The organism is Hyphomonas sp., assembly GCF_022844445.1.
GTDB lineage: Bacteria > Pseudomonadota > Alphaproteobacteria > Caulobacterales > Hyphomonadaceae > Hyphomonas.
The window spans coordinates 1-12,439 of sequence record NZ_JALHLS010000021.1; the positions used below are offsets into that span (position 1 = coordinate 1).

Consider the following 12,439-nt stretch of genomic DNA (forward strand, 5'->3'; position numbering starts at 1 on the left):
GGCCGGCTCCGGCTGCAGGCGCGGCGGCACGGCGGTGCGGGCGAGCTCCACCGCCAGCGCCGGCGCCAGGCCTTCGCCGAAGCTGCGGATAACGCCGCGGACAGTGTCGAGGAAGCCGGCCTCCTCCTCCACGATCTGCGCATAGCGCGCCGCGATGGGCCCCACGAGACCGTAGGCGAGAAAGACGCCGAGGAAGGTGCCGAGCAGCGCGGCGCCGATCATCGCACCGAGGATGGCAGGTTCCTGGTCGATGGCACCCATGGTGCGGATGATGCCGAGCACCGCAGCGACGATGCCGAGCGCGGGGAGCGCGTCGGCCAGCGTATTCAGCGCGCCGACGGCCTTGAGGCGCCGGTCGAGCTGCGCGTTGATGGCCTGCTCCATGCGCTGGTCGGCACGGGCTGGATCTGAGAGATCGAGCGCCATCAGGCGGAAGGCGTCACAGATCAGCGTGCGGGCGGCGGTGTCCTCGAGGATGCGCGGGGCAGCCTGGAAGATGGCGGACTCTTCCGGCTTCTCGATGTCAGCCTCGATGGCGACGAAGCCGCCGCGCTTGGCATTGCGCATCAGCGCGCCGAGCAGCGTGAAGAGGTCGCCATAGTCAGCCTTCGTCCAGCGCGCACCCCGGAAGGCACGGCCGAAGCCGGAAAACGCCTCGCGCGCCACATCCGGCGAGTTGCCGATCAGCACCGTGCCGAACGCTGCGCCGCCGATCAGCGCCAGTTCGAAAGGCAGAGCTTCCATGGTCGCCGGGCCGCCAGTGACGACCAGACCGCCGCCGACCAGCAGCAACACGATGACAAGGCCGGCAATCTGCAGCACGAAACATTTCTCCCAGTATCGCGATGTGTATCCTGACAGCCGCATCTTAAGGCGGCGTTTCACCGCGCTCCGTCGTCCCGTCTGGACTTTTGGTGCGGCTGGCGGGAAGAAACCTGATGGCTGGTGAAACTGAACGCCTTCCCGATCAACCAAGACCGGATAGGCGCAATGCCTTTATCCTACTCTTCTTTGCGTTGATGGCGATCGGCGCGGGTAACACGATGCTGCTGGCCGCGGTGCTGCCGCAGTTGACCCGCGAGATGGCGATGCCCGACTGGATGGCGGGCGCGGTGTTCTCGCTGTCGGCCCTGCTCTGGTCGATCACCTCGCCCTTCTGGGGCAAGCGTTCGAACATCTGGGGCCGGCGCCGCGTTGCGGCCATCGGGCTCGGCGGATACGCCCTCTCGATGTTTCTGCTCTGGCTGACCGGCACCCTGGCGCTGGCCGGCATCATGACCAATGTCGTCGCGGTGTTCATCTGCCTGTGCCTCGCGCGCAGCCTGTTCGGCCTGCTCGGCTCGGCGGCGAACCCCGCAGCCCAAGCCTATGTGGCCGACCGCACAAGCAAGGCGGAGCGTCAAAGCGAGATTGCCTTCCTATCCTCCGGCTTCAGCGTCGGCACGGTGATCGGCCCGGCCTTTGCCGCGGCGCTGGCGGCGGTCGCCGGCATCCTCTCCCCTGCCCTGTTCACGGCGGCGCTGGCTGGCCTCATGGCAGCGCTAATCTGGTTTCGCCTGCCGGAAACCCGCGCGCCGGTGGCCGACGCTGTGCGCATCGAAGCGGAAGCCGCCGGCAAACATCTCTGGCGCACCGAGCGCGTGCTGCCTTTCCTGATCTATGCCGTCTGCCTGTCGCTGGTCACAGGCGTGCTGACACAGGTTTTCGTGTTCGCCGTTATGGACAAGATGGAGGTCACCGGGCGCGAGGCGGCAGCCTATACCGGCCCCGCCTTCACCGTGGGCGCGGTGGCCGTGCTGCTGGCCCAGCTTGTGCTGATCCCGCGCCTTCAACTGCGCAACAAGACGCTGATGTGGTTCGGCTGCGTGCCGCTGCTCTTTGGCGCGGTCCTGATGATCTTCGCCAACAATTACGCGATGCTGATCCTCTCGCAATTCATGATCGGCCTTGGCCAGGGGCTTGCGCGACCGGGCTTTTCCAGCGGCGCCTCGCTTGCCGTGCCGCCGCAGCTGCAGGGCAATGTGGCGGGCCTCGTCATCTCGGCGAACGGGATGGGCTATATCGTGACGCCGCTGTTCGGATTGTTCGTGTACGAATATGTCAATCCGCACCTGCCCTTCGTGCTCTGCGCGCTGATGCTGCTCGCGATGTTCTTCTATGCACGGTTTGGCATGAAGGACGGGCTGGGGGAGATCCGCGAGGACGAGGAGTAGTCCTCTATCCGCCTCGGATGTCTGCTTCTGGCCCTAAACTGCCGGTCGTTGTTGTGGTCGCGAATGTCATCTCTTGGAGAAATTGGAATGATTGCGGCCCGCTCATCGGCCCCGGGTACTCAATCTTCAAGCCGGTTTCCTTCAAGTCGGATTGCTCCTCTCTAAGGAATTCGGGCGGAAAACGAACACAGGATCCCGCCCCGCTTTGACCCGGTCACTTCGGCAGGGAGGATCACGGCGGCTCTCGCATCAGACTTGGAAAAAAGGGCGCGCTGTGCCAGGTTCGATGACCACTTCTTATGCGCCTGGAGCAGGTTAACTGAACTGAACAGGCGCAACTGCACTTAGTCGATGGAGAGACGGGTTGCCGATTGCAAAACGAATCCGGATTGGGCTGATGGCGCTTGCGACGATGGCATGCGCCGTCCAATCATTGGCACATGCGCAGCCGGCGAAGGCGCGTACGACGACAAATGCGGAAGGTGTCGAGGTTCCCACCGAAGCTTTTGCGCAGGAACTTTCATGCATCTATGAGTCGGCGGGATGGGACGCCACCATGAACTTCGCCGAAGGTGCTGATGCCGGTGAGGACACTCAAACGCTTCGTGACCGCATCGCGGAAAACATCGCAGAGTGTGCGAAACAGCACAATTGGGATGCTGAAACTCAGACTCTCGCTTTCAACACGTTTTCGTATGCTGCGATGCTGGAGTACAACATTGAGCTGGCTGGCAGCGCGCAAATCGACAGTGCCGTGATTGGTGAGATATGGGACGGCCTATCGGATGAGGACAAGGCTGCGCTGATTGCAGCCGATGCCGGGAAGAATACGGCGCTTCTGGCCCGCGCGGCAGCGGCCATTCGTTCAAAGACGCCAAACCTTTCCGATGAGAGCTTGGACTACGCGCTAAATGCGCTGGCGTTGGCGACCGGTTATGCCAGCCTTCGCCACCAATGGAGCCAGAAACCGGCGGGCAACTGAACGGGCGTTCCATCGCAGCCTTTGTCGTCAATCTGGCGCTACGCAAGAAGTGAGTGGCAGATCGTCGTGCTGCCCGAGACGTCTATCCTCGGCGAACTCCCGCCTGGCGCTGCAGGCGCGGCTGAACGACTGGACTGAAGAGACCCTGCCGGATGCCGGAGCCGACTATCGAAGCCGACCTGGCCCTAAACAGCCGGTCGCAACGCAACGAGACTGTGGCCCCAGAATCAAAGATCAGGTCACGCTCAGACAATCCGGGCGGCGTTCGATCTAAAGCGACACGCCGAAACGTGCTACGTTCTTACGCCTGTAGTGGCTCGTGTAGCCGTCGTCGGGTAGACTCAGCGATTGATCCAGGAACCGGCAATAGAGGACTAACGATGGCTGTGACGGGTGGATGTCTGTGTGGCGGGGTCCGGTTCACGTATGATGGGGCGATCGGACCGGCAGGTTACTGTCACTGCGCCGACTGTCGTCGCTGTACCGGAGGTGCTTACACGCTGTCAGTCCGATTATTGACTTCCGGGTTTGAAGTGCATTGCGGCAGCCTTGGGAGCTTTACAAAGACGGGTGAGAGCGGAATGCCGCTGACGCGGCACTTTTGTTCCTCTTGTGGCTCCCCGATCTATACGTCGTCTGAGCATCGGCCGGAGTTCATCCACGTTAAGGCTGGCGTCATGGACGACCCCTCAGTTGTCCAACCTGCTCATGAGACGTGGACAAGCTCGCGCGTTGCCTGGGCAGAAATACCCAGCGGCATCACGAGTTATGAAAGAGGACGCATATGAGTGTTTCTGACAACGATCGCCGGCGTCCGGGCTGGTCACAATGCGGCGGCCGAATGACGTGATCGGATCGACCCTTCCGGTCGCGTGCAACAGCGATCGGAGCCAACTTGGCCCAAGCCAGACGCTACTTGATTGCTGATTTGTATTCCTCTTCCAGCGCGGCAGTTATGCTCGAAGCAAATTCAGGCCGGTTCTCGGACAATGCCGCGATGATAAATGGCTCGCCGGGAAGATACCCTGACGACATGCTCAGTTTCGCCCCGGCGACTGTTCGCAACGTCCACCCCATCCCCTTCAGTCGGCGGACTGAGGCAATTTCTTTCCAAAGAACTGACTGACGGCGAAACACGCCAACGAATTCCAAGCCATCGGAATCCCATCGCCAAGTGTGGAGGCCGCAGATCACGAGAGGGGTGCTAACAAGCCCCAGAAGGCCGAAAAGGGCCGCAGCAATCTCAAACCTCGTGGCCTGATTTCCCGCCACTTCAGGGCCAGCGAGAATCAGCCCTGATATTACGGCGACGAAGACAGACAGGCCAAGTGGCACGCCCCAGAGAACTGGTGACGCACCGCTTTCGCCAGCAGTGGCATCGCCCGTGACGCTACTTCTGCCCGGCCAAACTTTAGCGACAACAAACGGCCCAGCAGTTAAGCCGCCAACCAGTGCGAGAAGTATGATCAGAAAGTCCATTGCTCAGCCCTATCATAACCAGCGCGAATGACGCCTCACGCCCAAGAATGGCCCGGTAACCGCCTTGCAGTCCGATGGCCGAACTTGAGCGACTCTGCCGCTGGCGGGCAGTGCCGGTCGGCGGGAACTGGCCGAGGCTGCGTAAACGCGCGCGGGTTCGATTTTGCTGCGCATAAAAATTCCCCATCAGCGCGGTATGAGGAATAGCTCGAACTGATCGCAGACATTCCGCTTTTTCGAAGACAGAATTTTCCAACCGCGCGCATCAGTTCGGCGTTTTACACAGCCCCGGCCCATTGCTGACGTAAACAGGCAGCTCCCCGATGGATGTTTTCGACGAAGTCGAGCTGTTGCAACAGATAGGTCGCCCATGATCAGACTTGAGCGAGTCGTCCGGTTGGCCATGACAATCTGGGGGCCTCTACCAAACTGATCCGTTCTGGAAAAACGTCGCGTCGACCTGACGGGCGGAGCCGTCGATGAGGCCAGCCGTCCCGGCAGGTCATGAACAGAAACTCGCGCCCCGGGGCTTTCTCTCGACCCGCATGTAAGGATCGGGGCCGCAGCGGCGTCTAAGTTCATAAACGGAGTAAAAGCTTTGGGCGATGAGCGGTTCCAAACTCTGGTAAGGGAGCACGTCGGTGTTTTGCACCGTATCGCCCGCGCTTTCGCGGTTGGCGCGGATCAGCACGACCTGTTGCAGGAATTGCTGTTGGCGCTGTGGCGCGCCGCGCCCTCGTTTCGTGGCGATAGCACCGAGAAGACATTCATCTTTCGCGTCGCGCACAACCGTGCGCTGAGCTGGCGCCGAAGCGAAGTCCGCCGCCGTCATCGCCAGAGCGAGTACGAGCGGCTGCAGGTCGAGGAATTGGCGAGTGAGGATCCGCTGATCGAACAGCTCTATGCGGCGATACACACACTGGAGAGCGTCGACCGCTCGCTGATGCTGCTCTCGCTCGAGGGCCAGTCTTACGCTGAGATCGCCGCCCTTCACGGCATCAGTGAAACCAATGTCGGCGCGCGGCTCACACGCGCTCGCAGGAAACTCACGCAACTCATGGAGAACGACAATGGATTATGAAGCTTTGCGAGACGCCTGGGCCTCGAACGCCAGCAATCCGAGTGCTGCGGCCAGCGCTTATGTCGTCGCTGAAGCGCAAGCGACTTTGGCCAAGCGCCGCGCGCATTTGCGGCGGCTCTTGGTGTTCGCGGGGGTGATGCTGACAGTTCCGCTGGCGCTGATGGGGCTTGATATCGTCACTGGCCAGGCCGATCCGATCGACCTGGCGCGCGAGTGGGGGCTTATCCCGTTCGCATTGATTCCGTTCGTGGCGCTCGGCCTGATCGCCACTCGCGCTGCGCCGCAAGGCGCCCCGGCTGGCACACTACTCGAAACCTTTCGCGCGCTCCGCGCCGACAACACCGCGGCTCGGCTGCGCATCTTCATTATTGGCGGCGCCATGATCGCCTTCGCACCGTTGCTCTACGTGTTGCTCAATCAGCTCGTCGCTACTGGCAAGATGGCGCCGCACGAGATGCAGTCAGCGGCGTTCGTGTTGGGCGGCGCGCTGGGGGTCAGCGCGCTCTGGATGATTGTGAAGCTCGTGACCCGGCTCGCGCCCGAACGCCGTCACATCGACGCACTGATCGCGCAATACGAGGCGGACTGAATGTCGTGTGCCTGCGAATGTCCGTAGGCGGCGATATAGCTGCCAATCCGAGCCACTAAAAAATCGCCGTCAGTTCATTCCTGCCCCGCTGGCGCCGAGGGCTTGCAGCGAGTCCAGCACGCGTTGGGTTGGATAGCCGTCAGCGACCTGGCCGAGGGTTTTCTGGAAGGCCTGGATGGCGAGCTTGGTGCGCCGGCCAGCGATGCCGTCCACGGCGCCGGCATCGAAGCCGCGATCGTTGAGGCCCTGTTGCAGCGCGCGGATGTCGGCGACCGAGAGCGGCGCAAGGTGCGTCGGCCAGGGCGTCAGCGGCCCGGTCTTGCCCATGATCGCGTCGCCCGAAAGGCCGACCGCAAAGGCATAGGAGTCGGCGCGGTTATAAGTCTTGAACACGTTGAAGTTCTTGAACAGCAGGTATTTCGGCCCTTCATGTCCCGCTGGCAACCAGAGTTCGCCGAACTCGGCGCCGCCAGTCTCGAACGCGCCGCCGGTGATCGGCGTCAGGCCGGCTGCGACCCAGGCCTCCATCCGGCGCTCGCTGCCATCGGCGAGGCTGTAGTCGAACTCGGCCGGCAGGCGCACTTCCAGCCCCCAGGGCTGGCCCTTCACGTAGCCCGAACGGGCGAGATAATTGGCGGCGGAGGCCAGCGCGTCGGCCTCGCTTTTCCAGACATCGCGCTTGCCGTCGCCGTCAAAGTCCACGGCGTGGGCGATGTAGGTGGTGGGCATGAACTGGGTGTGGCCCATCGCGCCCGCCCAGCCGGAGCCAAGCTGGTCGCGCCGTGCGTAGCCGTTCTCGACGATCTCCATCAGCGCGTAGATCTCCGCCTCGGCAAAGGCCCGGCGGCGGCCCTCAACCGCCATGTTGGCGAGCGCGTTGGCGGCGTCGTCCTTGCCAGTGAAGCTGCCGAAGCTGGTTTCCATGCCCCAGATAGCTAGGAGAACCTGCCGGTCGACGCCGTACTTCGCCTCGATGGCAGCGAGCGTCGGGCTGAGGGCGGTCAGCTTGGTCTTGCCGCTGGTAATCCGGGTCTGGCCCATGGGAACCTTCAGATAGTCCCAGATCGGCTTGGCAAACTCGGCCTGAGAGCTGGGGGCCGTGGCGGCCTGAACCTCGCTTCCAAGCCAGAGCGGAAGGGGGCGGATGCCCTCTAACAAAGATTTCACCAGTGCACGGTCATGGCCGGCCGCCATGGCGCGCGCGGCGAAATCATCGCGCCAAGCGTCCATTGCGGCATGGCCGGAGGAGGTGAACCGGATCGGCCCGGTTTCGGCCAAAGGTGGCTGTTCCACACCAGGTTTGGGCGAAGGCGTGCTGGGCGGGCCATTGGCGCAGGAGGCCAGAAGGCCGCACACGGCCGCCGTCAGCATCCACTTTGAACGGGCCCAACCTGTAATAACCATGGCGGCAATCCCTGTTTCCAGCTGCGGGCTGCAGCACTCGTCCTTGACTCGGCTATCCGGATTCATTACGCGCTCCGCTTTCCCAATTCCTAATCGCACCAGGCCAGACCCATGAAAGTCCGTTCGTCCCTCAAATCGCTGAAGTCGCGCCACCGCGACTGCAAGATTGTTCGCCGCAAAGGCCGGGTCTACGTCATCAATAAGACTGACCCCCGCTTCAAAGCAAAGCAAGGCTGAGCTTCAAATGAACAGGCTTTGAGGCGCCAGAATGGCAGCCAGGATTGCCCTGTTCGACCTCGGCGGCGTGATCCTGGATTGGTCGCCGGCCCGTCTCTATCGCCAGATCTTCGCTGATTCCGCCGAATGCGACCGGTTTCTCGAGACTGTGTGCACGATGGACTGGCATACCCGCCATGATGCCGGGATCAGTTTCGCGGACAATGCCGCCGAACTGGTGCTTAAATTTCCGCAATACGAAACCCAGATCCGCGCCTGGCAAGGCCGGTTCATGGAAATGTTCGACGGCTGCATAGCCGGCAGCGAGCGCCTTGTCGAAAACCTCGCCGGAAGCGGCCGGCCGCTCTATGCCCTCTCCAACATGCCCGCCGAAATCTGGCCGGAGGTACGCGCCGCCTTTCCGGTGCTCTCCCGCTTCCGGCAGGTCGTGGTCTCGGGGGAGATCAAGCTGGTGAAGCCGGACCCGAAAATCTTTCACTACACCCTCTCGCGCATGGGCGGCGCTTCCCCGGACGAAGTGCTTTTCATTGACGACTTGCCGCGCAATGTGGCGACCGCCGATGCGCTCGGCTTCCGTACGCACCTCTTCCGGGGCGCCGCGGGCCTTGAGCGCGCGCTGATCCTCGAAGGCCTGCTCTAGCCTTCTGAGCGCAGTCATTGCCGCGCCCCTGCCCTCGCGCCATATTGCCCTTCATGTTCAAACCTCTGCTCGCGGCCCTTCTCATCGTCTTCGCGCCCGTGGCCCATGCCGCGCCGACTGAAGAGATGTTCGCCAAGCTGAAGGCCGCTACCGAGGAGGCTGAAGCCGCCGACGTTGCCGCCGACATCTGGGCGACCTGGCTGGAATCTGGCTCGCCCACGGTGGACCTACTGATGCAGAGAACCATGGAAGCCTTCGAGGCTGAGGATACCGACACCGCGCACGAACTGCTCGACCGCGTGATCCTGCTGAAGCCGGACTATGCCGAGGCGTACCACCGCCGCGCCGGCCTGTTCCTTGCCGAGGAAAACTATCCGGAAGCGTTCCGCGATCTCAATGAGGCGCTGAAACTTGAACCGCGCCATTTCGGCGCGTGGCTTGGCATGGGCGTGATGCTGGAAAATCTCGGCGGCGCGAAGGAAGCCCTGACGAGCTACCGCGAGGCGCTCGCGATCTATCCCCTGATGCCGCAGGCCCGCTCAGCGGCAGACCGGCTCGCCAAGGCCGCCGAAGGCCAGGAGCTTTGAAACGCATGCTCACCGTGATGTTGGCGACGGTCTCCGCGCTGGGCCTTGGCGCGTGCCTGACCAGCATGGCCTATACCTCCAAGGTGGAGCGCGCCTATCCCGCCGAAGGCGAGATGCTGGAGGTCGGCGGTCGCCGCGTGCATGTTATCCGCCAGGGCGCGTCGGGGCCGGTCGTGCTGATGATCCACGGCGCCAGCGCCAATGCGCGCGAATTTGACTGGACGCTCGCCCCGCGCCTCTCCGGCGACATGCGCGTGCTGATGGCCGACCGGCCGGGGCATGGCTATTCCCAGCGTTTTGACGACGCTGAAACGCTCGGCGCGCAGGCCCGCCAGATGGCCGGCGTGCTGGACCAGCTGGCGCCTGGCGAAAAGGCCGTGATCGTCGGCCACTCGTTCGGCGGCGCGGTGGCCTTGCGCCTCGCGCTCGACCGGCCGGACATCGTCTCAGGCCTCGTGCTGCTCGCGCCGGTCACGCATGACTGGGGCGATGGCGGCACCGCCTGGTACAACTCACTCGCCGCCCCGCCGGTGATCGGCCCTGTGTTCAGCCAGCTCCTGCCGCTCGCCGGACCTGCGCAGGTGAAAGGCGGCATCGAGTCTGTGTTCAGGCCCGCCCCGGCCCCGGACGGCTATTATGAGAACTCCGCCCTCGGACTGCTCTTCCGCCCGTCAAACTTCCGTGCCAACGCGCGCGACGTGATGGCCCTCAAGGAGGAACTGGCCGTGCAGTCCGCACGCTACCCCGGGCTGACCATGCCGATCGTCGGCTTCTCCGGCAGCCAGGACACGGTCGTGTCTCCGAAACTGCATATCGGGCGGCTCAGGAAGCAGGCCGCCGTGGAACTCGTGATTTTGCCGGACCAAGGTCACATGCCGCACCACGGCGAAGGTGACGCTGTGGCTGACGCGATCCGGCGTCTGGCGCTCGTGCGCGAGACCCGCTAAGAGCCTCCCCTTCGCCAGATTCACCCCCGCAAAGGATACGCCATGGCCGACGATGCCGAGATCACCAAGATCGATGAAACCACCCGGGAAAAACTCCGCCAGACAGTCGCCAAGATCGAGCGCCTTGAAGAGGAAAAGAAGGAAGTGGCCGAGCAGATCAAGGAAGTCTACGGCGAGGCGAAAGCCATCGGCTTCGATACCAAGGCCTTGCGCCAGGTGATCCGCCTGCGGAAGATCGAGAAGGCTGAGCGCGATGAGCAGGAGATGATCCTGGAAACCTACCTGATCGCGCTTGGCGAGCTCTGAGATTGCCTGTGGCACGCAAATCGCCTTAGGTATTCTGTATGGCCAGGGAGGTTGATGAGCGGAAAAAGCGCGCCGCGCTGCGTAAGCTGCGTCGGGCGGCGGAACTTGCCGCGCAGGGCCTTGGCCCGCCCCTGTCCGATTGGGAAGCCGCCTTCCTGGAAGAGGTTGAAGGACGTATCGAGAAGTTCGGCTCGGCCTTTGCCGACCCCATGAAGGGCGCCGATGGCGAAGCCCTTTCCGGCCTCCAGCAGGCCAAGCTACGCGAGATCGACAAGAAGGCGCGCGGAAAGGGGGGAAAGGGCCTGAAAGCCCGCAAACCCATGGGCGCAAAGCATCGCGGGCACCGGCCGGACCGGGACGCCGATATCGCGGCGGCCAGGGCCCCCGAGCCTGCGCCGGAGCCGCCAGCGCGCACCCGCCCTGCCCTCGTTCCCGTGAACGGCCTCGCCGGCACCGGAAACGTCACGCCGCTGCGGCGTGCCAAGCCCCGTCTCACTGTAATTGAAGGCGGTGGCCAAAAACCGGGAAACTAATTGCGCGCGCCGAGCGTATAGGGATCATGACAGAGATCTCCGCTCCGGCTTTCCCTCGCTGCGTCCTGATTACCGGGGCGTCCACAGGCATCGGCCATGCCGCTGCCCATCACCTCTCCGCCGAAGGTTTCACGGTGTTTGCCGGGGTGCGCTCCGAATCCGACGGCTTCAGGCTGAAGGACGGCGCCGCCGGGGACCTGCGCCCGATCATCCTTGATGTCACCCGCCCCGAACAGGTCGAGGCGGCTGTCGCCACGATCTCGAAGGCGCTCGGCAAGCGCCGTCTCACCGGGCTCGTCAACAATGCCGGCATCGCCAAGATGGGACCATTGGCCCTCCAGCCACTGAAGGATTTCGAGGCGCACTTTGCCGTCAACGTCTTCGGCATGCTGCGCGTGACGCAGGCCTTCGTGCCCCTCCTCGGCAGCGATCCCGCCCGCGAAGGCCCGCCCGGCCGCATTGTCACCATCACCTCCGTGGGCGGGCGCATCGCCTCGCCTTTCCTCGGCGCCTACACGGCGACCAAGCATGCCAACGAGGCGATGACCGACACGCTGCGCCGCGAACTCGCCCTCTACGGCATCGACGCCATCGCCATCGGCCCCGGCTCCGTGAAGACACCCATCTGGGACAAGGCTGAGAAGGACAATTCAGAAGGCCCTTATGACGGCACCGACTATGCCGCGCCGCTGAAGCTCTTCGAGAACGCGATGCTGAACGGCGGACGCACCGGCCTTCCCGCGAAACAGATCGCCGAAGTCATCGAGACCGCGCTCTGCGCCCGCAAGCCGAAGGCGCGTTATGCGCCTGTGCCGCAGAAGCTGACGAACTTCACGATCCCCACCCGCCTGCCCAAACGCGTGCTGGACGGGATTTTCATTTCCCGGTTCGGCCTGAAGCGGCGCCCCTGAAAGAGGGCACTCCGATCTAATTTCCTGAAATAATAGAATATTTTTTGCCCTGTTTTTGATCAGGTCTGTCCGGTGCAAACTTGCGGCATGACAAAGACCAATCCGCCGAAGAAGCCCGCCCGAAAGAAAGAGCCCAAGACCGTCCGGCTCGAGTTCGATTTCTCCGGCATCCCTGCCGGCAGTCTGATGTTCGTGGCAACGCCCGACATCATTGAGGACTACATACGCCGGATTCCGAGAGGCGAGACGCGAAGCATCCTCGCGATGCGGCGCGAGATCGCCCGCCGGCGCAAGTGCGATGCAACCTGTCCTGTCTCCACCGCCATTTTCGTTCGCATGGTGGCTGAACGTGCTCTTAAGGATATCGCCGCGGGCATTCCAGTCTCCGAGGTCGCGCCATTTTGGCGGATCATTTCCTCAACCGACAAGATTGCGAAACGCCTGTCAGCTGATTCGGCCTGGATCGACACACAGCGCACGCTGGAATCTCGAGCTTAGTTCTGCCCTTGACGCCCGTCGCGGAAAGGCGC

The 12,439-nt window shown here is 63.1% G+C and carries 16 protein-coding genes; 13 read left to right on the plus strand and 3 right to left on the minus strand.

What is annotated here, in order from left to right; translation table 11 throughout:
* On the minus strand, nt 1–822 hold an 822-nt coding region (locus Q0C17_RS16670), incomplete at its 3' end, for a motility-associated protein (protein ID WP_291208772.1).
* Between the two features lie 116 nt (nt 823–938).
* Between Q0C17_RS16670 and Q0C17_RS16675 the strand changes: the two genes are divergently transcribed.
* The 3 genes from Q0C17_RS16675 to Q0C17_RS18225 all read left to right on the plus strand — a co-directional run bounded on the left by Q0C17_RS16675 (nt 939) and on the right by Q0C17_RS18225 (nt 3,983).
* On the plus strand, nt 939–2,213 hold the full coding sequence (locus tag Q0C17_RS16675; protein WP_291208775.1) for an MFS transporter: 1,275 nt from the start codon (nt 939–941) through the stop codon (nt 2,211–2,213).
* Between the two features lie 397 nt (nt 2,214–2,610).
* The gene (locus tag Q0C17_RS16680; RefSeq protein ID WP_291208778.1) at nt 2,611–3,195 is read left to right on the plus strand and encodes a hypothetical protein; all 585 of its coding nucleotides are present in this window, start codon (nt 2,611–2,613) and stop codon (nt 3,193–3,195) included.
* A gap of 380 nt (nt 3,196–3,575) precedes the next feature.
* The gene (locus Q0C17_RS18225) at nt 3,576–3,983 is read left to right on the plus strand and encodes a GFA family protein (protein WP_366914857.1); all 408 of its coding nucleotides are present in this window, start codon (nt 3,576–3,578) and stop codon (nt 3,981–3,983) included.
* A 124-nt stretch (nt 3,984–4,107) separates the two neighbouring features.
* Here the strand turns inward: Q0C17_RS18225 and Q0C17_RS16685 are convergent, their stop codons facing one another.
* Nucleotides 4,108–4,674, minus strand: coding sequence for a hypothetical protein (locus Q0C17_RS16685; RefSeq protein WP_291208781.1), 567 nt, complete (start codon nt 4,672–4,674; stop codon nt 4,108–4,110).
* 598 nt (nt 4,675–5,272) lie between these two features.
* On the opposite strand from Q0C17_RS16685, the gene Q0C17_RS16690 reads away from it, so the two are divergent.
* Both Q0C17_RS16690 and Q0C17_RS16695 read left to right on the plus strand, forming a co-directional pair.
* The gene (locus Q0C17_RS16690) at nt 5,273–5,755 is read left to right on the plus strand and encodes a sigma-70 family RNA polymerase sigma factor (RefSeq protein WP_291208784.1); all 483 of its coding nucleotides are present in this window, start codon (nt 5,273–5,275) and stop codon (nt 5,753–5,755) included.
* Nucleotides 5,745–6,344, plus strand: coding sequence for a hypothetical protein (locus Q0C17_RS16695; RefSeq protein WP_291208786.1), 600 nt, complete (start codon nt 5,745–5,747; stop codon nt 6,342–6,344). The genes Q0C17_RS16690 and Q0C17_RS16695 overlap by 11 nt, the downstream gene beginning before the upstream one ends.
* 69 nt (nt 6,345–6,413) lie before the next feature.
* Here Q0C17_RS16695 and Q0C17_RS16700 read toward each other — a convergent pair whose 3' ends face one another.
* Nucleotides 6,414–7,748, minus strand: coding sequence for a lytic murein transglycosylase (locus Q0C17_RS16700; RefSeq protein ID WP_291208789.1), 1,335 nt, complete (start codon nt 7,746–7,748; stop codon nt 6,414–6,416).
* Between the two features lie 111 nt (nt 7,749–7,859).
* On the opposite strand from Q0C17_RS16700, the gene ykgO reads away from it, so the two are divergent.
* From ykgO to Q0C17_RS16740, 8 genes are all read left to right on the plus strand, one after another.
* Nucleotides 7,860–7,985 carry a type B 50S ribosomal protein L36 gene (gene ykgO, locus Q0C17_RS16705; protein ID WP_011648318.1) on the plus strand — a complete coding sequence of 42 codons (126 nt, stop codon included), beginning with the start codon at nt 7,860–7,862 and terminating at the stop codon, nt 7,983–7,985.
* 31 nt (nt 7,986–8,016) lie between these two features.
* Nucleotides 8,017–8,625: an HAD family phosphatase gene (locus Q0C17_RS16710; protein WP_291208791.1), complete on the plus strand. Its 609-nt coding sequence runs from the start codon at nt 8,017–8,019 to the stop codon at nt 8,623–8,625.
* A 53-nt stretch (nt 8,626–8,678) separates the two neighbouring features.
* Nucleotides 8,679–9,212: a tetratricopeptide repeat protein gene (locus Q0C17_RS16715; RefSeq protein ID WP_291208793.1), complete on the plus strand. Its 534-nt coding sequence runs from the start codon at nt 8,679–8,681 to the stop codon at nt 9,210–9,212.
* Between the two features lie 5 nt (nt 9,213–9,217).
* Nucleotides 9,218–10,159: an alpha/beta hydrolase gene (locus tag Q0C17_RS16720; RefSeq protein WP_291208796.1), complete on the plus strand. Its 942-nt coding sequence runs from the start codon at nt 9,218–9,220 to the stop codon at nt 10,157–10,159.
* A gap of 42 nt (nt 10,160–10,201) precedes the next feature.
* Nucleotides 10,202–10,465, plus strand: a complete 264-nt coding sequence (locus Q0C17_RS16725) for a DUF2312 domain-containing protein (RefSeq protein ID WP_291208798.1) — start codon at nt 10,202–10,204, stop codon at nt 10,463–10,465.
* Nucleotides 10,466–10,503: 38 nt separating this feature from the next.
* Nucleotides 10,504–10,998 (plus strand): hypothetical protein, encoded by a 495-nt coding sequence (locus tag Q0C17_RS16730; protein ID WP_291208800.1) that lies wholly within the window; start codon nt 10,504–10,506, stop codon nt 10,996–10,998.
* A gap of 26 nt (nt 10,999–11,024) precedes the next feature.
* Nucleotides 11,025–11,909, plus strand: a complete 885-nt coding sequence (locus Q0C17_RS16735) for an SDR family NAD(P)-dependent oxidoreductase (RefSeq protein ID WP_291208803.1) — start codon at nt 11,025–11,027, stop codon at nt 11,907–11,909.
* A gap of 87 nt (nt 11,910–11,996) precedes the next feature.
* Nucleotides 11,997–12,407: a hypothetical protein gene (locus Q0C17_RS16740; protein ID WP_291208806.1), complete on the plus strand. Its 411-nt coding sequence runs from the start codon at nt 11,997–11,999 to the stop codon at nt 12,405–12,407.
* The last annotated feature ends 32 nt before the right edge of the window (nt 12,408–12,439 follow it).

Coding starts and splice junctions, on each gene's coding strand:
- Q0C17_RS16730 (WP_291208800.1), top strand. CDS start 10,504: ATGGCCAGGGAGGTTGATGAGCGGAAAAAGCGCGCCGCGCTGCGTAAG.
- Q0C17_RS16700 (WP_291208789.1), bottom strand. CDS start 7,748: ATGGTTATTACAGGTTGGGCCCGTTCAAAGTGGATGCTGACGGCGGCC.
- Q0C17_RS18225 (WP_366914857.1), top strand. CDS start 3,576: ATGGCTGTGACGGGTGGATGTCTGTGTGGCGGGGTCCGGTTCACGTAT.
- Q0C17_RS16710 (WP_291208791.1), top strand. CDS start 8,017: ATGGCAGCCAGGATTGCCCTGTTCGACCTCGGCGGCGTGATCCTGGAT.
- ykgO (WP_011648318.1), top strand. CDS start 7,860: ATGAAAGTCCGTTCGTCCCTCAAATCGCTGAAGTCGCGCCACCGCGAC.
- Q0C17_RS16685 (WP_291208781.1), bottom strand. CDS start 4,674: ATGGACTTTCTGATCATACTTCTCGCACTGGTTGGCGGCTTAACTGCT.
- Q0C17_RS16715 (WP_291208793.1), top strand. CDS start 8,679: ATGTTCAAACCTCTGCTCGCGGCCCTTCTCATCGTCTTCGCGCCCGTG.
- Q0C17_RS16675 (WP_291208775.1), top strand. CDS start 939: ATGGCTGGTGAAACTGAACGCCTTCCCGATCAACCAAGACCGGATAGG.
- Q0C17_RS16720 (WP_291208796.1), top strand. CDS start 9,218: ATGCTCACCGTGATGTTGGCGACGGTCTCCGCGCTGGGCCTTGGCGCG.
- Q0C17_RS16740 (WP_291208806.1), top strand. CDS start 11,997: ATGACAAAGACCAATCCGCCGAAGAAGCCCGCCCGAAAGAAAGAGCCC.
- Q0C17_RS16680 (WP_291208778.1), top strand. CDS start 2,611: ATGGCGCTTGCGACGATGGCATGCGCCGTCCAATCATTGGCACATGCG.
- Q0C17_RS16735 (WP_291208803.1), top strand. CDS start 11,025: ATGACAGAGATCTCCGCTCCGGCTTTCCCTCGCTGCGTCCTGATTACC.
- Q0C17_RS16725 (WP_291208798.1), top strand. CDS start 10,202: ATGGCCGACGATGCCGAGATCACCAAGATCGATGAAACCACCCGGGAA.
- Q0C17_RS16695 (WP_291208786.1), top strand. CDS start 5,745: ATGGATTATGAAGCTTTGCGAGACGCCTGGGCCTCGAACGCCAGCAAT.